This is a genomic window from Clostridium senegalense JC122 (assembly GCF_000285575.1).
In the GTDB taxonomy this organism is placed as follows: Bacteria; Bacillota; Clostridia; order Clostridiales; family Clostridiaceae; genus Clostridium_J; species Clostridium_J senegalense.
Genome location: NZ_HE611052.1, coordinates 441,625 through 464,558, shown reverse-complemented (window position 1 = coordinate 464,558; position 22,934 = coordinate 441,625). Strand labels below are relative to the sequence as shown.

The following is a 22,934-nucleotide window of genomic DNA, read 5'->3' as shown; positions in this document are numbered from 1 at the left end:
AAGCTTGATTAAATTATACTACTGCAATCCGCAGTTTAAAATAGATAGATTTATATTAAAAATAAGCTAAAAATTTAGTGAAAGTTAGATATTTATTAAAGAATAAAATTAATAAATTATAAAACAATTCATATTTAACATTAAGTTAGATTATTATAATTAAAATCTTAAGGTTTATGATGATGTAGAAGACAAATTTTAATATTTTTAATTTTAAGCGAATTGGTTAATATGGATTTATTAATTTATAGTAGTTAACTATTAAGCCTATGTAAAGGGGATAAATCTATTTGAAAGAAATGGGCAATAAGGGGGTTTCAGAAATACATAGTGCTCCCTTATTTCAATTTTTTTCAGATACTAAAAATTAATATGTAATAAGTTAATATTTTACACATAAATTATAATACATGTAACTTATATAAATGAAAAAAGTTAAAAAGCATCAAAAGATGCTTTTTTCTTTTTTAAAATTAAAATTAATTTAAAACAAAAAAAGAATTATTTAGTATAAAAATATTATATTTTTATGTACAATGTGTAAAGTATATATCAAATTTACACGAAATGTAGTATATGCAAGTTGTTTCTGTAAAAATTAAATTGTATATATTAAGGAGAAGAAGTTTATATGAGATTAAAGAAAATTAGTTTAAAAAGTATAAGAACTAAATTATTAATTATAACTTTAGTTATGGTAGTAGCTATAGGAATATCTTTAGGGTGTTTTTCTTTTTTATCATCAAAAAATACGCTAATATCTAGTACAACTAATCTTATGAAAGAAATGAGCAGAATAGCATCAAGTGATGTAGGTAATCAAGCTTTATCTTTAAGTTCATCACTAGATAGTACTGCTAATAGTAATGCATTAAGCAGTAGTTTAAAAATAGATGAAAGATTAAAATTTTTAGATTATATAGCTAAAAAAGAAAATTATTTGAGAATAGGAATTGCGGATAAATCCGGTAATATTATTTATAATGATGGTAAAAAAGAAAATATTAGTAATGAAGAGTTTTTTAAAAGGAGTATGGCAGGAAAAAAAGCTTTATCTAAGCCTTATAAAAGTGAAGTAAATGGTGGATTAATAGCTTCTATAGCAGCACCAAGAAAAGAAAATAATAAAATAGAGGAAATTGTAGTTGGTATAAAATCAGCTAATTATTTAAGTGATATAATAAATGAAATAACATTTTTAAATACCGGTGAGAGTTTTATAATTCATAAAGATGGTACAATAATAGCATCAAAATTTCAAGAAATAGTTGATAGGCAAGAAAATTTAATTGTAGATGGAAGTGATGATCCAAATACAAAAGAATTAATAGAATTGGAAAAAAAAATGATTCAAAATGAAAGCGGTATAGGAGAATATACATATGAAGGTAATAGAAAATATATGGCTTATTGTCCTATAGAAGGAACAGAATGGTCCTTAGGTGTAGCTATACATAAAGATGATTTATTAGATGGCTTAAACAGCCTTAAAAATAATATAATAGGAATAGTTTTAATAATAATAATTTTATTCTCAATATTTGTAGTAATATTTAGTAATAGAATAACAGAAGGACTCATAAAAATAAAAAATCACATGTTAGGGCTTTCAAAGGGCGATTTTACTAGAGAGATTGAAAAGAAATATCTAAATAATAATGATGAAGTCGGAGATATATGTAAAACTATGATATATACTCAAAATTCAATATCATCAATGGTAAAGGAAATAAAAAATTCAGGGGAAGAAATAGACTGTAGTGCATCAAATTTAGCATCTATATCTGAAGAGGTTGCGGCACTAACTACTAACATATCGGAAGCTATAATAGAAGTTACAAGAGGAACAACTAAACAATCTAATGATTTAACAGGTATAGTTAATAAGTTAGAGGATTTTAGTTTAGATATAAATGAAATAACTAAGCATATTAAGAGCATAAATGATATGGCATTAAACATAAAAGAAAGTTCTGGAAAAAGTACAAAGGATATGAATTTTGTTGTTTCATCTATGAAAAATTTTAATGAAGAATTTAAAAATTTTAGTATAAATATATCATCAATGGATAGCGATATAAAAACAGTTAATGAAATTATTGATTTAATAAATAGTATAGCAGAACAAACAAATTTATTAGCATTAAATGCAGCAATTGAAGCAGCTAGAGCTGGTGAATCAGGAAAAGGATTTGCAGTTGTAGCAGATGAAATAAGAAAACTTGCTGAAAAAAGCAAAGAATCTTCTACAAATATATATAGAATAATAAATAAATTGCTATTGAATACTAAAGAAATAGTTAATAAGACTGTATTAATAAATAATGATTTGGAAAAACAACAAGATAATGTTGAAGTATCAATGGAATCATTTAAGGAAATTTCAACATTGGTTGAATACATAGTTCCAAAGATAAATGATATAAATACTTCTTTTGATGGGATAAGTGAAAACAAAAACAATATAATTAATACAATTGAACAAATATCCGCTATATCACAAGAGGTATCAGCTTCTTCAGAGGAGATTTCTGCTTCTGTAGAAGAACTAAATAATTCAAGTACAGAAGTGGCAGGAAGTGCCCAAATGTTAACGACTAAATCATTAGATATGATGGGAGAAGTAAATAAGTTTAAATTCTAATTATATAGAGTTCTAAGTTGACTTTTAATATTAGTCTCAAAATAAAAGTATGATTTTATTTTGAGACTGTTTTTTAATTTATAAAGAAAAGTATAAATAAATATATTAAAAATATAACTGAAGCAGATATTATAGTAGTTTTTATTGGTAAAGAATTAAGTTTTTTATCTAATTTATTTGCATTATGCTTATTTTTTTCCTCCTGATATCTTGTATAATTATTTGGGTCAAGATTTGGCATGAAATCACCTCTATATAGTATTATATATACATAATATGAATTTATATATATAAAATAAACTAATTAATGTAAAATTTAAATAATTGGTTGAATTTAAAATAATTATTTAATATATCATATTTAATCAGTAATAGAAAAAATATGTAAAATAATTTGGATTTTTTACGATATATGTTATATAATTAATTTAATTTGAAAATACTTATGAAAATTATTTTGTTTTTAAAATGATAATGAGTTTAATTTTCAATTTTTTTATTTAACTATTAAAATTAAAAGGAGGAGATATTTGTGGAGAATAAAAAACTTTTAAAATATTTAAAAGTAAAAAGATTTTCATCATTAATACTTGTATTAACATTTATTGTTGCAGCTATTATTCCATCTATGGCTTTAGCAATAGATGATAATTCTTATGATTTTGAAAAAGAAATTAGCAAGTATAGTGAAAATTATAAGGTTAGTACAGAACCATTAGGCTTAGAGGTTGGAGAAAGTACAAGCCTTATGAAATATGTTGTGTCATTAGGTGGAGATGAAAATGATGAATTTATTTGGTTAAGTTCAGATAGTGATATGGCAGTTGTAGATGACGTTGGAAATGTTACAGCAAAACAAAACGGTACAGTAAAAATTTATGGAATATCAAATGGGGTTAATTTTGTTTTTACTATAATAATAAAAGATTATAGCAAAGACAATATAATTACTAATTTTCCTAAATTAAATGATAATCCAAAGTTGAGAGCTGCAAGTGGTAAGTTAAAAGTTTTTGTAGATCCAGGACATGGGGGAGTAGACCCTGGTGCAACAGGTCCAACTGGATATCAAGAAAAACAAATGGCTTTAGATGTTGGATTAAGATTAAAGTCAAAATTAGAAGCTGAAGGTATAATTGTACAAATGAGTAGAACTACTGATGTTGCTTTAGGTGCAAACGAAACAGAAGATTTAATGGCAAGAGCTAATATGGGAAATTCATTTGGCGCAGACATATTTGTTTCAATACATAATAACTCAGCAACTCCTGCAGCATTAGGAACAGAGACTTTTATACATGATAGTTTTGGACCTGGAATTGATGAAGCAAGAGATTTAGCAACAAAAGTTCAAAAGAATTTAATAAGTAAACTTAATTCTGTAGATAGAGGAGTTAAAACTGCAGATTTTGCTGTTTTAAGAGAAACATCTATGCCTGCTATTTTAGCAGAATTAGATTTTATAAGTAATCCTACAATTGAAGCTAAAATGAAAACTCCTGAATATAGAGAAATGTGTGCACAAGCTTTATATGATTGTATAATTAATTACTTTAACTTAACTCCTGGAAATCCAATACCAGTTCAAGGTATAACTTTAAGTGATAAGGATATATATTTAACTGAAGGTTATAATAAACTAGTAACTGCTAATGTTCAGCCTGCTAATGCAAGTAATAAGAATGTTACATGGACAAGCAGTAATAATAATATAGCAACTGTTGATAGTAATGGAAATATTAAGGCTATAGCAGAAGGCGAAGCAGTAATAACAGCTACAACAGAAAACGGTGGATTTAAAGCTTCTACAAATGTAAAAGTAGTTAAAGAAATAAATGGACAAAGATTATTTGGTAGTGATAGATATGAAACATCTTTTGAAATTTCTAAACAAGGATGGAAAGATGGACAAGGAGCTAATGTTGTTTTAGCAAGTGGAGAAGATTACCCAGATGCACTTTGTGCAGTACCTCTTGCAAAAAAATATTCAGCACCTATATTATTAACAAGAAAAAATAGTTTGGAACAAGGACTTAAAGAGGAACTTACAAGATTAGATACTAAAAAAGTATTTATAATTGGAGGAGAAACTGTAATATCTAAAAGTGTTGAGCAGAGCATAAAAGATATAGGTATAGATGTGGAAAGATTAGGTGGAGCTACTAGATATGAAACATCTGTTTTAGTAGGTAATAAAATAGATAGTAATGGAGAGGTAACAGTAGCTAATGGCCTAAATTACCCAGATGCATTGTCAATAGCATCAATAGCAGCAAATAAAAATATGCCTATATTATTAACAGATAAGTCTTCACTAAATGATAGTGTAAAATCTTTTATAGAGAGTAAAGGATTTACCAAATCATATGTAGTTGGAGGAACTACTGTTATTTCAGATGAAGTTGTAAAGCAATTACCAAATGCAACAAGAATTAGTGGAAATGATAGATATGAAACTAATAAAAATGTAATTTCAACATTTTCAAATAGTATAGATTTCTCAAAAGTGTATATTGCAGTTGGAAATAATTATCCAGATGCATTATCAGTAGCACCGTTAGCTGCTAAAGAAGGAAATATAGTTATATTAAGTGATACAAGTAATACAACAAATAACACAATTATAAACGCTTTGGGAAGTAATTATAATAAAGTAAACAATGCTTATATATTAGGTTCTTCATCTATGATTTCTGATAGTTATTTAAATAATAATGGAATAGCTGTTAAATAATTAAAAGTTATTTTCATATAAAAAGGTATATCCTATAATTTTAAAGGGTATGCCTTTTTATTTATTCTAATTAGGGTAAAATTTTATATTTTGTAATAAAATGGTTTAAAATAAAGGATTTTATATGAAGATGACGAATACAAATATTATTAGCTATTTCAAAATTTAAGGGTATTTAGTTAAAGGGGGAGATAAATTGAAGATTAGAGAAAAATTAAACTATAAAAGGTTTAAAAAAGCTTCAGTATTATCAGTAGTTTTAACTTTAATTATTGGTTCTATATTTTCAACAGTAGCAATTGCAAAAGAGAATCATTATTATGAATTTGAAACTGAAATCAGCAAATATAATGATAATTATGAGGTAACAACAGAGCCGTTAGGATTGGAAATTGGGGAAACTATAAGACTTAAAGATCATGTTATATCATTAGGTGGAGATGAAAAAGATGAATTTATTTGGTTAAGTTCAGATAGTGATATGGTAGTTGTAGATGCTGTTGGAAATGTTACAGCAAAACAAAATGGTACGGCAAAGGTTTATTGCATAGTAGGAGATGCTAAGGTTGTTTTTACCATAATAATAAAGGATTATAATAAAAATAATTTAATTACTAATTTTCCTAGGTTAAATGATAATCCAAAACTGAGAGCTGCAAGTGGTAAGTTAAAAGTTTTTGTAGATCCAGGACATGGTGGAACAGATTCAGGAGCAATAGGATCAACTGGATATAAGGAAAAAGAAATGACTTTAGATGTCGGATTAAGGCTAAAATCAAAATTAGAAGCTAAAGGCATAATTGTAGAAATGAGTAGAACAACTGATGTTGAGTTAGGACCAACTGAAAGAGAAGATTTAATGGCAAGAGCTAATATGGGAAATAAGTTTGGTGGGGATATATTTGTTTCAATACACAATAATTCTGCAATAACTTCAAATGTAAAGGGAAGTGAGACTTATATACATGATAGTTTTGGACCGGGAATTGATGAGGCAAGAGATTTAGCAATAAAAGTTCAAAATAGTTTAGTAAATAATCTTGGTTCTGTAGATAGAGGAGTTAAAACTTTTGATTACTGTGTACTAAGAGAAACTTATATGCCTGCAATTTTAGCAGAGATAGATTTTATAAATAATCCTATAATTGAAGCTAAAATGAAAACTCCTGAATATAGAGAAATGTGTGCACAAGCTTTATATGATGGTATAATTAATTACTTTAACTTAACTCCTGAAAATCCAATACCAGTTGAAGGTATAACTTTAAGTGATAAAGATATATATTTAACTGAAGGTTATAATAAAATAATAACTGCTAATGTTCAGCCTGCTAATGCAAATGATAAGAATGTTATATGGACAAGTAGTAATAATAGTATAGCAACTGTTGATAGTAATGGAAATATTAAGGGTATAGCAGAAGGCGAAGCAGTAATAACAGCTACAACAGAAAGCGGTGGATTTAAAGCTTATTCAAATGTAAAAGTAGTTAAAGGAATAAATGGTTATAGGTTATTTGGAAACGATAGATATGAAACATCTTTTGAAATTTCTAAACAAGGATGGAAAGATGGACAAGGAGATAATGTTGTTTTAGCAAGTGGAGAAGATTATCCAGATGCACTTTGTGCAGTACCTCTTGCAAGAAAATATTCAGCACCTATATTATTAACAAGAAAAAATAGTTTGGAACAAGGACTTAAAAATGAAATTACAAGATTAGATACTAAAAAAGTATTTATAATTGGAGGAGAAACTGTAATATCTAAAAGTGTTGAGGAGAGTATAAAAGATATAGGTATAGATGTAGAAAGATTAGGTGGAGCTACTAGATATGAAACATCTGTTTTAGTAGGTAATAAAATAGATAGTAATGGAGAGGTAACAATAGCTAATGGTCTAAATTACCCAGATGCATTGTCAATAGCGGCAATAGCAGCAAATAAAAATATGCCTATATTATTAACAGATAAGTCTTTATTAAATGATAGTGTGAAATCTTTTATAAAAAATAAGGGATTTACTAAATCATATGTAGTTGGAGGAAGTACTGTTATTTCAGATGAACTTGTAAAACAATTGCCAAATGCAATAAGAATTAGTGGAAATAATAGATATGAAACTAATAAAAATATAATTTCAACATTTTCAAATAGTATAGATTTTTCAAAAGTATATGTTGCAGTTGGAAATAATTATCCAGATGCATTATCAGTAGCGCCGTTAGCTGCTAAAGAAGGAAATATAATTATATTAGGTGATACAAGTAATACATCAAATTATATAATTATAGATGCTATAGGAAATAATTATAAAAGAGTAAATGATACCTATATATTAGGATCTTCAAAAATAATTTCTGATGGCTATTTAAATAATAATGGAATAGTTGTAAAATAGTTAAATTATTTTATATAAAAAGCATATTTTATAATCCTTTGGGATTAGAGAATATGCTTTTTATATTCTAAAATATACGGTTCTAAATTGACTTTTAAAATTATCTATTTAAAAATAGTGAAACATGCTCTGAATCACCTACAATTCAATACTATACTTTCTATAAAAATAATTTAAAATTATTGAATAAGTTTAAATTAGATTTTGTTTGTTTAGAGTAATTTTAAAAATATAGTTTTAATTTAACTAATTATTTATAAAATACTATAAATTTCATCTAATTAATTGTGAAGCTTTAGAGTATTGAAAGTATTATTGGAAATAATAAAATTAAGGATTTATAAAAAATTAAAAATTAATTGCAAAAATTTAATTTTAAGATTGATTAAAAATTATAAAGGTATAAGTATAAACAAATTAAAGTTAATTTACACTAAAATATTAAGGGGTGATTCTATGAAAAGCATAACAATAGGAATTATAATATGTATTTTATTAAATTTTAATGCAACAGCTTTGGCTACAAATAAACCTTCAAATGTTGAAGTTAATCCTCCTAGATTAGTAAATGCCAATAAATATAATAGTATAGTAGAAAGTGAAAATATAAAATATAGTAATGAATTTATTGATGTAAATATAAAGTTGCCCAAAATAACAACTAATAATAAAATTACTGATAAGATTATGAATAATATGATTTCTAAGGATATACTTGAATTAAAAGATGAAATAGAAAAAGATGCTGCAAAAACTTACAAGGAATTCCCTAAAAAACGGAGATTTTAGGAAGTATTCTTTTGATTCAGAATTTGAAGTAACTTATGATAAAAATAATATATTAAGTATTGTAAATACAATATATTATTATACTGGTGGAGCACATGGAATGACAATAAAAAAACCATATGTCTTTGATACAAATACAGGTAAAATAGCTTATTTAAAAAATTTTTTTGATAAAAATGAAAATTATAGGAATATAATACTCGGTGAAATAAAAAAGAAATAAGCACTCATCCAGAAATGTATTATGATAATATAATATCATCTTTAAATGGTATACCAATTAATCAAAATTTTTATTTAACAAATGAAGGAGTAGTTGTATTTTATGATTTATATGATATAGCTCCATATGTAGCAGGGATAAGAGAATTTAAAGTACCATATAATATATTTAAATATGGATTTAAACCAAATCTTAGTGTAAAGGCAGATAATATAATGATAAAAAAGATAAAATTGTAAAAGAAAATGGAAACTATAGTGAATATATATATTATCCAGAAATAATAAATTTGCCTAATCCTATAGTAGAAAAAAAGATTAATACTATAATAGAAAGAGATATAGATGATTTTAAAAATGAAGCTATAAAATTAGGGGGGAAAGATAAAAAGATAGGTCTAGCTGTATCTAGTATAGATTATTTTTTAAATGACAATATTATAAGTTTAGATATAACTTATTCAGCAAATGATGGAACAACACTTAATAGTATACTTTATGATAAAGGATACAATTTTGATTTGAATTCTGGAGAAAATTATAATTTAGAAAGTGTTTTTAAAAAATTTTAATTATGTAGAACAAATAAATGCAATCATAGATTCGCAAATTAAAAATATGAAATCTACATCAGATTACAAATATGAATATAAATTTACAACTATAAATAAAAATCAACAATATTTTATTTATAGAGGAAATTTAGTTATAATGTTTAATGCTGGCGATATATTAGATAAAGATTTTGGAAATGTAAAATTTTATATTCCTTTGAATAAATTTGGAGATAATATTAATGGAATTTTTAAAGATTAAATAAAAAGTGAATTCTTTTGAATTCACTTTTTATATTTGCAAAAAATATAATTTTAATAAATAAATATATATTTTATTACCAAAAAAGTAATTTATGATATAATAATGAAAAAGTTTAATCTATTCAAAATAAATTAAAATTGAGGGGATGAACAAATGTACAAGTTTTATAATTCTATACTTATAAATAAAAGTGTTGATGAGGTTTTTAACATTTTTTCAAATTTAAAGTTTTTAAGTGTAATTTGGGATTATATTTTAGATGAAAGAAAAGATTATACAAATCTTAAAGAAGGATTAAGGGTTAAATTTGCATTATTAAATAATAAAAATAAAATAGATTTAGAATTAATGGTGATGGATATTGAGAAAAACCAATATTTCTCAATAATAAATAAAAAAAATGGAGCAAAAGTAAGTTATAGATATAATTTCATAGAAAAAGAAAATGCTACTGAAATAAAATACGTTGAAAATGTTCATTTAGAAAATTTTCATGAAGAATTAGCAGAGCAAATATTTGAAATTATAAAAGACGAAGATTATAATCATTTAGTAAAAGTAAAAGCATACTTAGAGGCATAAATTTATACAAAGATTTAGATTTAAATTTCATTTTGCAAATTAATTAGGCTTTTATTTTAACTCATATGTAACAAAATATACCATATAATAATAATATATAAGAGAATTACTATTTTATGGAGGAATTTATGCAAAATAAAAGTCCAGAAAATATAATAGGTCCAGATATAAATGAATATAGAGGAAATATTGATTATAAACTTTTAGCAACACAAACACCATATGTATATGCTAGGGCTTCTGGTTCTGGTACAGGTAGATTTAGAGTTGACAAAAAGTTTATAGAGTATGTTAATGGGCTCAAATCAGTTGGGATTTTAAGTGGAGGATACCATTATGCTGTACCATCATATGATTTAACTACTGCAGATTCTCAATGTGATGATTTCATTAAATTGCTACAACAAGCTTATGGTGAGGGAAAGTACGGAGATTTATTTCCTGTAATTGATATTGAAACACCAATAGATAAATCTATATCTACAGATGCTCTGTTAGATTGGGTAGATAGATTTAGAAAGCGTTTTGAAAAAAAGACTAGAAGGGTGCTTATGTTATATACAGGAGCTTTCTTTATAGATCTTTATAATAATTTTAACCATTCTAAGAAAGGTTATATATTAGCAGATATGCCTCTTTGGATAGCTATGTATCCGGAAATACCTGGGAATCCACCGTATCCTAAAGATCAAGGTGGATGGACTAGATGGACGATATGGCAGTTTACGGAAAATGGAAATATGAAAGGTATAAATCCACCAGTGGATTTAAATTATGGACCTAAACATTTAGACTATTTAACTCAACCGAGGGTTGTAAAAAACTTAAAAGCGTATGCAGGGAAAAATAATATATATGTTACATGGAATAGAAATACAGATAAAGATTTAAATGGTTATAATTTATTTTTAAATTCTGAATATGTGGCTACAGTTGGAAGAGATGCTATAGAATATAATATAAAATTAGATAAGCCATTTAATCCAAATGCTAAATATGAGGTTGCTATAGAGGCATTTGATTTAGCTGGAGACTTTTCGCCAAGTAGAGCTAAAGTTATAGTATCAAATACAAGAGAAGATTTAGATGATTTAAATAGCTTCAATCATAACATATTACAAAATAAAGATTATAGTATAGGAAAATATAGTAGTAGTCAAAAACCAGGATACTTTAGTCCTAGAATAAAGGAAAATACTATGGTGTATTATGATGAAGATGATGATTTGTATTATTATCCAGTAAAAATAAGTCATCCATATGAGTATGAAAGTACAATGAGTCGCGGTGACGAAGATGAAGTGCTTTTTAAGTATAATTTGGATGAAAATAACATGGTAGATGATTTAAATGTAGAAAAAGGTAATATGAATGATTTAAGTGAGTATGAGAGTTATGATAATTCAACATCAGATTATAGTCAAATTCAACGAAATTTAGATAATGAATATAGCTATAAAAATCATATTTATAATGAGGATATTGAAGATAAGCATAATCTTAGTGAATATTGTCCTGAAAGAGACCTTAACAATTTAACTACAGATTATAATAAATTACAATGGGAACTAGATGAAGAATATGCAAATAAATATGATCACAACGATGATAAAGAGTTTTATAGTAATTATAAAGAAAATTATAAATCAGATTATAATCATGTTCATCAGGAATTAGATGAGGAGTATGCAAAAGAATGCAGTTATAAAATTAAAAATGAATTTGATGATATGCCAAGAAGAAAAAATGTCTATGAAGAATATGATGATTTATATGATTATAAATGGTTAAGTAACAAAGAGAAAAATAGAACTATGAAGAGAAATATTAATGAAATTGAGGATTCACAATATAAATATTGGTATGAAGATACTAGTAGTGATAAGAATAGAGTAAAAACTAAAAATAAGAATAAGAGTAAAGGCAAACATAATAAAAAGAAGCATAAACACCACAGATAAATATAGAAAATTAATATATTAAATATTATAATAAAAAAGTAGCTCTAATAAATTATTATTAGGACTACTTTTTTAGCAGTTAAAAGCTTTTATTATAAAGGATTCTAAATATTTATATAGAATAAAGATTTATGGAAGACATATAAAATATTAAAAAAAATTACACAATATATGTGTAGCTGTATTAAAATATAAAAGCATAAAAATGGAGGAGAAGTATGGATAATATAAACAAAGTGAAAACAAGAGAAGAAATACCTGAAAAATATAAGTGGAATGTATCAAAAATGTATTCAAATGATGAATTGTGGGAAATGGATTTTAAAAAAGCAAAGGAAATTTGTCCTAAACTTTTAAAGTATAAAGGAAAATTAAAAAATAGTAAAGATTTACTAAATTATTTAAAAAGCTATATAGATGCATCAATGCTTATGGAAGATTTATATGTATATGCTCATTTAAGAAATGATGAAAATCAAGCAAATCCTAAATATCAAGTTATCTTAGATAAGATAAAAACGTATTATTCTGAGTTTGGTAGCATGAATTCTTTTTTATACCAGAAATATTAAGTTTTTCAGAAGATGAAATAGATGAAATTATATCAAATGAAAGTGGATTAAAATTATATGAAAAATATCTAAAAGATATATTAGAAGAAAAGCCACATATTTTAAGTGAAGAGGAAGAAAAAATATTAGCTTCTGTAAGCAATTGTTTAGATGCACCATATAATACATTTAGTATGTTAAGTAATGCAGATATGACTTTCCCTAAGATAATAGATGAAGATGGTAAAGAGGTAGAACTTACGGAAGGTAATTATTCAGTATTTATAAGAAGTAAGAACAGAAAAGTTAGAGAGAGTGCATTTAAAACATTATTTCAAACTTATGAAAATTTTAAAAATACATTTGCATCTACTTATACAGCATCACACAAAAATTTCATATTTAATTCAAAGATAAGAAAATATAATTCAGCATTAGAAAGTTCTTTAAAGCCAAACAAAATTCCATTAGAGGTATATCATAATGTAGTTAATACTGTAAATGAAAATTTATCAGCACTGCATAGATATGTCAATATAAAGAAAAGATTATTGAAATTAGAAGATATCCATATGTACGATTTATATGTTCCTAATATAGAAGCACCTAAATTTGATATACCATATGAAAGTGCAGTAGATTTATGCTTAAAAGCATTAAAACCATTAGGAAATGAATATTTGGAAATTTTTAAAAGTGGTGTAAATGATGGATGGGTAGATGTTTATGAGAATAAAGGAAAAAGAGGAGGAGCTTACTCAAGTGGAAGTTATACAAGTATGCCATATGTACTTTTAAATTACACCAATCAAGTAAACGATGCATCAACACTTGCACATGAAATGGGGCACTCAATTCATTCTTACTATTCAAGAAAAAATCAGCCATATATATATGCCGATTATGTTTTGTTTTGTGCAGAGGTAGCATCCATAACTAATGAATGCTTATTTATGGATTATTTAATAAAAAATGAAACTGATAAAAATAAACGTTTATATTTAATAAATGAACAATTAGAGAGTATAAGAACTACTGTGTTTAGACAAACAATGTTTGCAGAATTTGAACTTACAACTCATGAAAAAATGGAAAAAGGTGAAAGTTTATCTACAGAAGATTTATGTGGAATTTACCATAATTTAAATAAAAAGTATTTTGGAGAAGATATGATTATTGATAAAGAAATAGACATGGAATGGGCTAGAATTCCTCATTTCTATAGTGATTTCTATGTATATCAATATGTTACAGGCTTTGCAGCAGCTAACTCATTTTATAATATAATATTAAGTGGAGAAGATAGTGATATAGAAAAATATAAGAATTTCTTAAAATCAGGTTGCAGTGATTATCCTATAAATATATTGAAAAAAGCAGGTGTTGATATGACAACACCAAAACCATTACAAGATACTATAGATAGATTTAATGAATTGTTAGATATGTTAGAAAAAGAGATTTAGCAAAAGTTAATCCATTAGGAAAATACCTAATGGATTAACTTTTTTATAATACTAGTCTTCTGATAAACTACATTTATTAGTGCTACTTTTTTTAATAAAACTTAATTTGGTTTCAGTAGTTAATATTGACATAAATATAAATATGCATCCTAAAAACATAGTAATAGTGAAATTATCTTTAAATATTATTATAGATAATAATGAACCAAATACACTTTCCAAAGACAAAATTATTGCTGCATGGGTTGAGCTTGTATATTTTTGAGCAATATTTTGAATAATAAAACATAACATAGTACTAAAAAATACTAAATATAATATAGATGGTACTAAAGCTTTATTTAAAATATGAGGAGGTGTTTCTAAGAAAAATGCAGCTAGAAAAGATAATATTGCTGCAGTAGCAAATTGTATTATAGTAAGAATAATAGGATCACTCTTTTTAGTATAAACACCTGTAGTTATTATTTGGCCCGCAAAACCTATACCACAAAGTAAGGTTAGTAAATCGCCCATATTAATAGAAGTAGAACTTTGAAGAGTTAAAAGTGCAATTCCTATTAAGCATAAAATAGCTCCAATTATAGAATATTTATCAGGTTTATCTTTAAATATAAACCAATTAAAAAATGGGACTAATACAACATAGGTTGCAGTTAAAAATGCACTTTTACTAGCGGTTGTATAAACAATACCTACAGTTTGAAATGCAAAACCTACAAACAAAAAGAACCCAATTATAAATCCCATTTTGATGTCAGATTTTTTTATATTTTTAATATATTTAAAAAATATTATTGCCATCAATATTGTTGATAAAGAAAATCTTATAGCCATTTGATAAAAAGGTGGAATTAATGTTACTGAATCTTTAACGGCTATGAAGCCACCACCCCAAATTATTGCAACTAGAAAAAGTGATAAATCAGAAATTAAGCTTTTGTTTTTAATATTTTTCATTTGGTCACATCCTTTTAAAATAGTAATTAGTGTAATGTCTTAAATTATATAAAGTTTAATTAATAATTATATATAGGAATACAAGCGTATATTTAAGTTTATTCATTAAATTTTTATTATAGGTTAGTAGAATTAGTTTTTAAAAGTAAAAAATACGTTTATTATCATAGAATAAAATGACTAATAATTAGTACAATTTTTAACTAAAATAAGCTGTTAACTATAGGATTCCAAGTTGACTTTTAAAATTATCCATTCCAAAACTTGAATACCTAAAATAGTGAAATATGATAGGAATCACTTAAAATTCAACACTGCATATTGTATGAAAATATTTTAAAGTTACTGAACAAATTTAATTTGGAGCTTGTTTCCCTATAGCAATACAATATTAATCTTAAATGTTTTTACTAGGTAAATGAATAAACTTAAAATTTAACTTAGAATCCTATAGAATTAATATGTAAAACATATATAATATAACTATTATATGAAAGTTCAAATTATCCTTTAAAAATTCATTATCTTAAAAAAATATTTACAAATGTAATTGAAAAGTAATGAAATGTAAAAAAATAACTATTAAAAATTTATAAGGAATTTTGAAAAACATATTAAATATTTAAGAATACTCTTATATAATATATAGTATAATACAAAATTTTACCTTAGGGGGATTGTAATGGAGATTAATAGTGAAACATGTTATCTTTATCAAATAGCAGAAGTAAGTCCATATAAAAAAAGCTTAATAAACAAAAATATTAAAAAGTATAAACTTGTTAATCCAGATTGTGTGGATTGTAAAATGCAAAAGATAGTTAATAATGGAGAAGTTACTAGTGAAGACATTGATGATTTAATTATTGCTAATAAAGGCGATATAATAATTTCATTAAAACAAAATTTTAAAGAAAACGAACTTTGTGTTGCATTAGTAGAAGAAGAAAATATGTTAGTATCACAGGACTTTTTTATAATTACTCCAAAAGAAAAAGAAAATAGTGAAAAAATATTAACATTATTTAGAGATGAATATGTAGTATCTCAAATAAAGCCACTATATACAGGCGATGAATATTTTCATATAAATATTCAAGAAATCAAGAACATACAATTACCTAGATAAGTTATAATTTAATAAGTTATATATCAATATATAAGTTTTATGCTTTGTATATATTTGTTTTATTAAGCAAATATAATACAAAGCTTTTTTGTTTGATAATGAAGTATATTGGAAATAATATTAAATGAATTTTGAAATATAATCTTTATGGTATAATAGATAAAAGGTTAGTTTATATAATAAATTTATTTTAAAAGTTCATTTTGTGATTTAATAGAATAAATACTATAATAAATGAAGATGATTCATGAAAGAATATAGGATTAATATAAATTCATCAAGTATATTATGTGTCTAGAGTAAAGTATAGGCAAATAGGGAGTGACGATATGGAGAAAAATTTGGAGTTTTGTAAGTGTACGCAAGTACATGAAGATATAGTTAAAGATGTAAAAGAAAATATACCATCGGAAGAAATATTAAATAGTTTATCTGAACTTTTTAAAGCTTTTGGGGATATTACACGTATAAAAATAATTTATGTACTATTCCAAAAGGAAATGTGTGTATGTGATATTGCAGAAACACTGCAAATGTCACAATCGGCAATATCACACCAACTAAGGGTTCTTAAATCTGCTAGACTTGTAAAATTTAGAAAAGATGGAAAGGTAGTTTATTATTCCTTAGATGATGATCATGTCAAATATATATTTGATAAAGCATTACTACATGTTAATGAATAGAAATATTAATTAGATATAAATAAGGTATTTTCAAATAAATTTAATTCATTTGAAAATACCTTATTTTAATATATATGTAATAAAAAGTATTAAAGAAACCTTTGTTAATCTCGATAACTAATAGAAAGGGTTATTAAGGGGTTGATTTTATGAGAATATCTAAAAAACAAAAGAATAGTATAAATAAATCTAAAAAAACAAGGCGACTAAGTTTAAAAACAGGACTAATTACAATGGTTATATTAACATCTATAATTCCTATTATAATTTTAGGATGTAATAGTATAATAAACACTTATAAAGATACAAAAAGTATTTATATGGAGAGTGCAGATAATACAACTATGCAAATATCTAAGGAAATAGAAAATTTGAATTTAAAAAATATTGAACTTATAAATATTTTTTCTGGAGATAGAAACTTAATTGAAACTATAGAGAATAATGAGTTAAATAAAATAAATGATTGTTTTAAAAATATATTGGGAAATAATGAGGATATGTTAACAGTATTTTTTGGTGGTGAAGATGGAAAATATGTAGCCTATCCAAAACCACCAAGTGGAAATTTTAATCATAAAGAAAGACCATGGTATATGGAAGCTGCAAAAGCTACATCAGTTATAGTTTCTAAGCCATATGATGATGCGGCTACTAAGAGTAAGATAATAACTTTATCTAAAAAGGTTATAGATGAAAAAGGAAAATTTTTAGGGGTTTTAGCTTGCGATATAGAATTGAAAACTCTGTCTGAATTAGTATCTAAATCTAAGATTGGTAATGAGGGATTTACCTTAGTAGTTCATGATAGCAATGATGTTATAGCAAGTAGCAAAGAAGAATTTTTAGGAAAGTCTTTAAATGAAGAGCAATGGGCAAAAAAATTAAATGCTGGGGAAAAGGATTTACAACTTTTAGTTAATAACAAGAAATATATGTTAAAAACTCATATAATGCCTGAACTTGGTTATTCAACTTATGGATTTGTATCTATTGATGAAATAAATAATAATTTAATTAAGGCAAGTATAGCATCCATATTAATTATTATAATAAACTTTATAGTAGCAATAGTAATAATTACTTTATTTGCTAGGTCATTTGAAAAAACTATAAAAAAGGTAAAATCAGTAGTTTTAAAATGTAAAGAAGGTGACTTTAGTAAACGTATAGAGGTGGAAACTATAAAGACAGAAGAATTTTTCCAAATTGGAGATTCTGTGAATCTAATGATAGAGGATATTACAGCTATATTAAAAAAGACTTCAGACATAACAACATATTTATCTAGTACTGCTTTAAAACTTAATGAGGTTGTGGATACAGCGGATATATCTAACGATGATATTACTACGGCAATTAGACAGGTATCAGAAGGTGCTATTAATCAATCATCTATGCTAGAAGAAGGAGTTAATATATCTTTAGAATTAGGGGAATCTGTAGATTATATATCTAAATGCACAAATGACATATTTTTACAATGTGATGATGCTGAACGTTCTACTAGTGATGGTAAGAATGCAGTACAAGAACTTAAGGATATGTATGAAGAAAATAATAGATCAATAATGAATGTAGTTAAAACTTCAAAAACTTTAGAAGCGAATTCGAAGAAGATAACTATGATTTTAGATACTATAAAAGCAATAACTAGTCAAACTAACTTATTAGCATTAAATGCTAGCATAGAGGCAGCTAGAGCTGGTGAAGCGGGTAAAGGATTTGCAGTAGTTGCAGATGAAGTAAGAAAACTTGCAGAACAGTCAAGTTTATCCGCTGATGAAATAGAAGAAGTTATAAAATCTAATATAAATGATATAAATTTAGTAAGTGAAGAAATTAGTTTTTCAAAGGAAATTATATTAAAGACATCTGAAAAGGTTGAAAACACATTTGAAAACTTTGAAAAAATTAATAAATCTATAGATATGTTAAAGGATAAAATTGAAACAAGTAGTAATACAATGGTAAAAGTGAATGATGCAAAGGATTCATTTATTGATAAACTTCAAGATATATCCGCTGTTTCACAAGAATCAGCAGCGTCTACAGAAGAGGTAAATGCATCTAGTGAAGAACAAAAAAATAGATTAAAAGATGTATTAAAAGCATCTAATAAACTAAAAGAGATATCATGTGAATTGGAAGAAATATTAAATAGATTTAAAATATAATATTTTAAATCTATAAATAAAACAAAGAAATAGCCGCAATTGAGGCTATTTCTTTGTTTTGAATTTTATAGTTTAAAATATAAAAAGTACTATAATACATAGTACTTTAAGGAATAATTTCTATTTCTTTTTTCATTTGAGTGTTAACATATTGTAAATGATCTAACATGGCTTTTTCAGCAGCTACTGGATCATGACTTTTTAATGCTGATAAAATATCTCTATGTTGTTGAATAAGCATATTAATATTTTCTTCTTTTGTTATTACATTTCTTCGTATGTCTTTGATAAAAGCTTCAATTAAAAATGATATAGCATTTAATATACTTAATATAAGAAAATTTTTAGAAGCTTGAGCTATCTTATAATGAAAGTCTATATCCACATCTACCAATGTATCTTTCAAATCAGATTTTAGAGATTCATCAAAAAGAAGTTCCATTTCTCCCAATTCTTCATCAGTTATTCTTTCAGCAGCTAATACAACAGAGCCTCTTTCAATAATGTTCCTAAGCTCTAATATTTCATCAGAATTACTTTCTTTTAATAAAAATATAGTAGATAAAGGTTTTAATAAAGTATTTTCAAAACTACTTTTTATAAAATTTCCTTCTCCTTGTCTTGACTCTATAAGTCCCATAATTTCTAACTCTCTAAGAGCTTCTCTTATAGAAGTTCTACTAACTTGTAGACTTTCTGCCATTTCTCTTTCAGAAGGAAGTTTATCTCCTTTTTTAAAAGTACCTGTAATAATCATTTCTTTAATTTGTTCTATAACTTTTTCATAAACTCTTGTGTTTTTTATAGGACTAAACATAATTATTCATCCCTTCAAATATAAAAGAAAAACTTATATAAGTTTTTCTTTTTTAATCAAAATTATTATTTTGACAAAAATACAAAATATTTATACTATTGTCAAAATAATAATTACTTTCACTAAAATTATACACTAACCTCTAAAATTATGTCAAGTATAGGGAATATACAAGAAATATGTAGTTAAATAAAAATTAGATGTTTTTAAAAACTGTTAATTAATTAACTATTATTGAGATTAATGAAATTATATGGTAATATGATTATAAACTTACTGGTAATACCAATAAACCAATAAACCATTAAATCGCATTTTGATTGTTTACTAGAATTAATTTATATTAATTTTAAATCTTTAGGAGGTAGTTTAAAAATGATGAAAAAAAGAAATTCTACTAAAATATCAATTATAGGGTCAGGTGCAGTGGGGGCAACTACTGCATATTCATTAATGTTATTAGGAGTTGCTACAGAATTAGTATTAGTAGATGTCAACAAAGCAAAAACAGAAGGCGAAGCTATGGATTTATCACATGGAGCAGATTTTGTAAAACCTGTAAATATAATAAGTGGAGAGTATAAAGATACAAAAGACTCCGATATTGTTGTAATTACAGCTGGAGCAGCACAAAAGCCAGGTGAAACAAGACTACAATTGGTAAATAAAAATATTAATATATTTAAATCAATAATTCCAGAGGTTGTAAAATATAATAAGGATGCTATCCTATTAGTAGTTTCAAATCCAGTAGATATATTAAGTTATTTAACTTATAAGTTATCTGGATTTCCTAAAGAAAGAGTTATAGGATCAGGTACAGTTTTAGATACATCAAGACTTAAGTATGAAATAGGCAAAAGGTATAATATAGATCCAAGAAATGTGAACACTTATATCATAGGAGAACATGGTGACTCAGAAATAGCTACTTGGAATATAACTAATATTCAAAATATTAAAATTGATGAATATGCTGATAAAGAGAATTTTGAATATAATGATAAATTTAAAGAAGAAGTCTATGAGAATGTTAAAAATGCAGCTTATGAAGTTATTAATAGAAAAGGTGCTACTTTCTATGCTGTGGCTTTAGCAGTAACACGTATTGTAAAAGCTATATTAGGAGATGAAAAGACTATACTACCAGTTTCAACCTTGGTAGAAAATTACTATGGAATTAGAGATGTTTATTTGGGATTACCATGTGTAGTAGGTGGGACAGGTGTTGAAAAAGTGTTAAATATGGATTTAAGTGAATTAGAAGCGGATAGTCTAGTTAAGTCTGCAGAAACTTTAAAAGAAACTTTAAATAATGCTTCAGGATTATAAAAATAGATATTAATTGAGAATTTTGTTAAAAAGTCTAGTTATAATTAATTAAAAATTTGATTAATTATAAAGTTTTCTATTATTATTTTTAATTTAGATTTTGTTAAATTAAATTATTAATTTATAACAATAATGAGAGGTAGTCAAATTTTAGATTACCTCTTAACTTATATGGTTCCAAGTTTAAAAATTACTGAAAAATAGAGAAAATAGCTAGGCTAAAGCCATAGCTATTTAATTATTTGCTACATTTTCTAAAATTTGATAATGTGGTGAAGTTTTATATTTATTTTCGTTAAAAATACGTTCATAACAATAAGATATTATATCACTTCTTTTTATTATACCTATAAAAATGTTTGAATCATCAACTACAGGCACAAAGTTCTGAGACTTTGCTGTTAAAATTAAATTTTCTATATTAGAGTTTATTGAAACAGCTTTATTTTGAACATGTCTAGGAATTTCTTTTATTAAAACCTTTTCGCTATTTTTCAAATTAATATCAGTATCATTTTTTAATTTCCAAAGAATATCCCCTTCAGTCAAGGTGCCAACATATCTGCCTTTTTCATCAACTAAAGGAATTGCAGTATATCTATGATATTCCATTCGCTCCATGGCTCTTCTCATCGAAGCAGTAACTTTTTCATGTACTACTTGACTTTTCGGAGTAAGGAAAAAAGCAATATTCATGTAATCATCCTCCAATTAAGGCATTAAAAATAAATTTATAGTTTTATTTATGCCTAATTTAAATAATTATTTATAAATAAAGATTTGTACTATATTTATAAATAATCATTTAAGTATTAAACTTGTCCTTAAAATAAGTTATGTATTAAAAAATACAATTTTAAAATCTTCCCTATATAATATATTATACCAATTTAAATGGCATTTTTGTTACAAAATAGTTAATTTAAATGGTTAACATGAAATATAGGAACATATGAATAACATATGAAGGAATATTGTATGATTTTTATACAATATTCCTTCATATGTTTTGATTGTATTTATGTAGATGTATAATTAAATTAATAGTTTCCAGTAGATAATGATTTTATAATGTCAAGATGGTTTTTATAGTCTATTAACATGGAATTAATTTTATTTATAGTATCTTTATCAAGAGAATTACATTCATTAAAATGTTTTTCAGTCATTGTATATCCAAGATTGCAAGCATTATATACTTCTTCTAAAAGATCTTGTGTTGAATGAATTGTAATTTCATTTTTAAATTCATTAAATAGTTCAGAAGCTTTACCGATAATACCAACAGAGTATGAGGGTGTCCCACTAATACTTTGTATTTTATTACTAAACCATTGGGCTTGGGTTTTATAATCATCTTGTATGTTTAAAAAAGCATGTTTTACATCTAAATTTTCAGCCTTTTTAATATAACTATCAAAGGAATCTATGCCCATATATAATCCTTTTAAAAAATCATTTAATTCATTGACAAAATCATTATTATTTTTAGTGTTCATGAAATCACTCCTTAGTATAACATATGTAATAAAATTTTTATTATATATGTATATCATTTGCAAAAAATAAAAATCTATGACAATGATACATAAAAAAATTATAATTAGATTCAAAGTGATAGCTAGAAAATTTAATGTTATTATTAAAGAACATAAGTAAAAAAG

General features: G+C 25.1%; 18 protein-coding genes and 2 pseudogenes. 15 read left to right on the top strand and 5 right to left on the bottom strand.

Annotated elements, in window-relative coordinates; genetic code table 11:
- Nucleotides 1-631 precede the first annotated feature (631 nt).
- Nucleotides 632-2,644, top strand: a complete 2,013-nt coding sequence (locus CSGHG_RS14010) for a methyl-accepting chemotaxis protein (protein WP_010296552.1) — start codon at nt 632-634, stop codon at nt 2,642-2,644.
- A 73-nt stretch (nt 2,645-2,717) separates the two neighbouring features.
- Here CSGHG_RS14010 and CSGHG_RS23320 read toward each other — a convergent pair whose 3' ends face one another.
- Nucleotides 2,718-2,885 (bottom strand): hypothetical protein, encoded by a 168-nt coding sequence (locus tag CSGHG_RS23320; protein ID WP_155844770.1) that lies wholly within the window; start codon nt 2,883-2,885, stop codon nt 2,718-2,720.
- Nucleotides 2,886-3,176: 291 nt separating this feature from the next.
- Here CSGHG_RS23320 and CSGHG_RS22080 point away from each other — a divergent pair, with 291 nt between their 5' ends.
- The 10 genes and pseudogenes from CSGHG_RS22080 to pepF all read left to right on the top strand — a co-directional run bounded on the left by CSGHG_RS22080 (nt 3,177) and on the right by pepF (nt 14,169).
- The gene (locus tag CSGHG_RS22080) at nt 3,177-5,378 is read left to right on the top strand and encodes a cell wall-binding repeat-containing protein (RefSeq protein WP_010296550.1); all 2,202 of its coding nucleotides are present in this window, start codon (nt 3,177-3,179) and stop codon (nt 5,376-5,378) included.
- A 196-nt stretch (nt 5,379-5,574) separates the two neighbouring features.
- Nucleotides 5,575-7,779 carry a cell wall-binding repeat-containing protein gene (locus CSGHG_RS22075; RefSeq protein ID WP_010296543.1) on the top strand — a complete coding sequence of 735 codons (2,205 nt, stop codon included), beginning with the start codon at nt 5,575-5,577 and terminating at the stop codon, nt 7,777-7,779.
- Nucleotides 7,780-8,235: 456 nt separating this feature from the next.
- Nucleotides 8,236-8,568, top strand: a complete 333-nt coding sequence (locus CSGHG_RS13980) for a hypothetical protein (protein WP_147582232.1) — start codon at nt 8,236-8,238, stop codon at nt 8,566-8,568.
- Nucleotides 8,522-8,791: a DUF4163 domain-containing protein gene (locus tag CSGHG_RS13975; protein ID WP_010296539.1), complete on the top strand. Its 270-nt coding sequence runs from the start codon at nt 8,522-8,524 to the stop codon at nt 8,789-8,791. The genes CSGHG_RS13980 and CSGHG_RS13975 overlap by 47 nt, the downstream gene beginning before the upstream one ends.
- A 14-nt stretch (nt 8,792-8,805) precedes the next feature.
- Nucleotides 8,806-9,030 carry an RsiV family protein gene (locus CSGHG_RS13970; RefSeq protein ID WP_010296535.1) on the top strand — a complete coding sequence of 75 codons (225 nt, stop codon included), beginning with the start codon at nt 8,806-8,808 and terminating at the stop codon, nt 9,028-9,030.
- 50 nt (nt 9,031-9,080) lie between these two features.
- Nucleotides 9,081-9,362 (top strand): hypothetical protein, encoded by a 282-nt coding sequence (locus tag CSGHG_RS13965; protein WP_010296527.1) that lies wholly within the window; start codon nt 9,081-9,083, stop codon nt 9,360-9,362.
- Complete coding sequence (locus tag CSGHG_RS13960) at nt 9,343-9,606, top strand: DUF3298 domain-containing protein (RefSeq protein ID WP_010296525.1); 264 nt, start codon at nt 9,343-9,345, stop codon at nt 9,604-9,606. Before CSGHG_RS13965 ends, CSGHG_RS13960 begins: the two co-directional genes overlap by 20 nt.
- A gap of 156 nt (nt 9,607-9,762) precedes the next feature.
- Nucleotides 9,763-10,191: a hypothetical protein gene (locus CSGHG_RS13955; protein WP_010296522.1), complete on the top strand. Its 429-nt coding sequence runs from the start codon at nt 9,763-9,765 to the stop codon at nt 10,189-10,191.
- A 128-nt stretch (nt 10,192-10,319) separates the two neighbouring features.
- Nucleotides 10,320-11,255: pseudogene (locus CSGHG_RS24345) on the top strand (glycoside hydrolase family 25 protein); the annotation flags it as partial.
- Nucleotides 11,256-12,370: 1,115 nt separating this feature from the next.
- Nucleotides 12,371-14,169 (top strand): annotated as a pseudogene (gene pepF / locus CSGHG_RS20915) (oligoendopeptidase F).
- 51 nt (nt 14,170-14,220) lie between these two features.
- Here pepF and CSGHG_RS13940 read toward each other — a convergent pair.
- On the bottom strand, nt 14,221-15,129 hold the full coding sequence (locus tag CSGHG_RS13940; RefSeq protein WP_010296512.1) for a DMT family transporter: 909 nt from the start codon (nt 15,127-15,129) through the stop codon (nt 14,221-14,223).
- A 682-nt stretch (nt 15,130-15,811) separates the two neighbouring features.
- Here CSGHG_RS13940 and CSGHG_RS13935 point away from each other — a divergent pair.
- From CSGHG_RS13935 to CSGHG_RS13925, 3 genes are all read left to right on the top strand, one after another.
- On the top strand, nt 15,812-16,258 hold the full coding sequence (locus tag CSGHG_RS13935) for a restriction endonuclease subunit S domain-containing protein (RefSeq protein WP_010296511.1): 447 nt from the start codon (nt 15,812-15,814) through the stop codon (nt 16,256-16,258).
- A 329-nt stretch (nt 16,259-16,587) separates the two neighbouring features.
- A complete protein-coding gene (locus tag CSGHG_RS13930) occupies nt 16,588-16,944 on the top strand; it encodes an ArsR/SmtB family transcription factor (RefSeq protein ID WP_010296506.1) in 357 nt (118 codons plus the stop codon).
- A 149-nt stretch (nt 16,945-17,093) separates the two neighbouring features.
- Nucleotides 17,094-19,121 carry a methyl-accepting chemotaxis protein gene (locus CSGHG_RS13925; protein ID WP_010296502.1) on the top strand — a complete coding sequence of 676 codons (2,028 nt, stop codon included), beginning with the start codon at nt 17,094-17,096 and terminating at the stop codon, nt 19,119-19,121.
- Between the two features lie 106 nt (nt 19,122-19,227).
- Here CSGHG_RS13925 and CSGHG_RS13920 read toward each other — a convergent pair whose 3' ends face one another.
- On the bottom strand, nt 19,228-19,938 hold the full coding sequence (locus tag CSGHG_RS13920; RefSeq protein ID WP_010296500.1) for a FadR/GntR family transcriptional regulator: 711 nt from the start codon (nt 19,936-19,938) through the stop codon (nt 19,228-19,230).
- A gap of 375 nt (nt 19,939-20,313) precedes the next feature.
- On the opposite strand from CSGHG_RS13920, the gene CSGHG_RS13915 reads away from it, so the two are divergent.
- On the top strand, nt 20,314-21,270 hold the full coding sequence (locus tag CSGHG_RS13915; RefSeq protein ID WP_010296498.1) for an L-lactate dehydrogenase: 957 nt from the start codon (nt 20,314-20,316) through the stop codon (nt 21,268-21,270).
- A 234-nt stretch (nt 21,271-21,504) separates the two neighbouring features.
- Here CSGHG_RS13915 and CSGHG_RS20910 read toward each other — a convergent pair whose 3' ends face one another.
- Nucleotides 21,505-21,966 carry a CBS domain-containing protein gene (locus CSGHG_RS20910; RefSeq protein ID WP_010296496.1) on the bottom strand — a complete coding sequence of 154 codons (462 nt, stop codon included), beginning with the start codon at nt 21,964-21,966 and terminating at the stop codon, nt 21,505-21,507.
- Between the two features lie 344 nt (nt 21,967-22,310).
- Nucleotides 22,311-22,769 carry a DUF2383 domain-containing protein gene (locus CSGHG_RS22070; RefSeq protein ID WP_010296493.1) on the bottom strand — a complete coding sequence of 153 codons (459 nt, stop codon included), beginning with the start codon at nt 22,767-22,769 and terminating at the stop codon, nt 22,311-22,313.
- Nucleotides 22,770-22,934 lie beyond the last annotated feature (165 nt).

What these genes read in the sequence shown, in the direction of transcription:
- CSGHG_RS14010 (WP_010296552.1), top strand. Translation starts at nt 632, where the DNA reads ATGAGATTAAAGAAAATTAGTTTAAAAAGTATAAGAACTAAATTATTA.
- CSGHG_RS23320 (WP_155844770.1), bottom strand. Translation starts at nt 2,885, where the DNA reads ATGCCAAATCTTGACCCAAATAATTATACAAGATATCAGGAGGAAAAA.
- CSGHG_RS13980 (WP_147582232.1), top strand. Translation starts at nt 8,236, where the DNA reads ATGAAAAGCATAACAATAGGAATTATAATATGTATTTTATTAAATTTT.
- CSGHG_RS13975 (WP_010296539.1), top strand. Translation starts at nt 8,522, where the DNA reads ATGCTGCAAAAACTTACAAGGAATTCCCTAAAAAACGGAGATTTTAGG.
- CSGHG_RS13970 (WP_010296535.1), top strand. Translation starts at nt 8,806, where the DNA reads ATGTATTATGATAATATAATATCATCTTTAAATGGTATACCAATTAAT.
- CSGHG_RS13955 (WP_010296522.1), top strand. Translation starts at nt 9,763, where the DNA reads ATGTACAAGTTTTATAATTCTATACTTATAAATAAAAGTGTTGATGAG.
- CSGHG_RS13940 (WP_010296512.1), bottom strand. Translation starts at nt 15,129, where the DNA reads ATGAAAAATATTAAAAACAAAAGCTTAATTTCTGATTTATCACTTTTT.
- CSGHG_RS13935 (WP_010296511.1), top strand. Translation starts at nt 15,812, where the DNA reads ATGGAGATTAATAGTGAAACATGTTATCTTTATCAAATAGCAGAAGTA.
- CSGHG_RS13930 (WP_010296506.1), top strand. Translation starts at nt 16,588, where the DNA reads ATGGAGAAAAATTTGGAGTTTTGTAAGTGTACGCAAGTACATGAAGAT.
- CSGHG_RS13925 (WP_010296502.1), top strand. Translation starts at nt 17,094, where the DNA reads ATGAGAATATCTAAAAAACAAAAGAATAGTATAAATAAATCTAAAAAA.
- CSGHG_RS13920 (WP_010296500.1), bottom strand. Translation starts at nt 19,938, where the DNA reads ATGTTTAGTCCTATAAAAAACACAAGAGTTTATGAAAAAGTTATAGAA.
- CSGHG_RS13915 (WP_010296498.1), top strand. Translation starts at nt 20,314, where the DNA reads ATGATGAAAAAAAGAAATTCTACTAAAATATCAATTATAGGGTCAGGT.
- CSGHG_RS20910 (WP_010296496.1), bottom strand. Translation starts at nt 21,966, where the DNA reads ATGAATATTGCTTTTTTCCTTACTCCGAAAAGTCAAGTAGTACATGAA.
- CSGHG_RS22070 (WP_010296493.1), bottom strand. Translation starts at nt 22,769, where the DNA reads ATGAACACTAAAAATAATAATGATTTTGTCAATGAATTAAATGATTTT.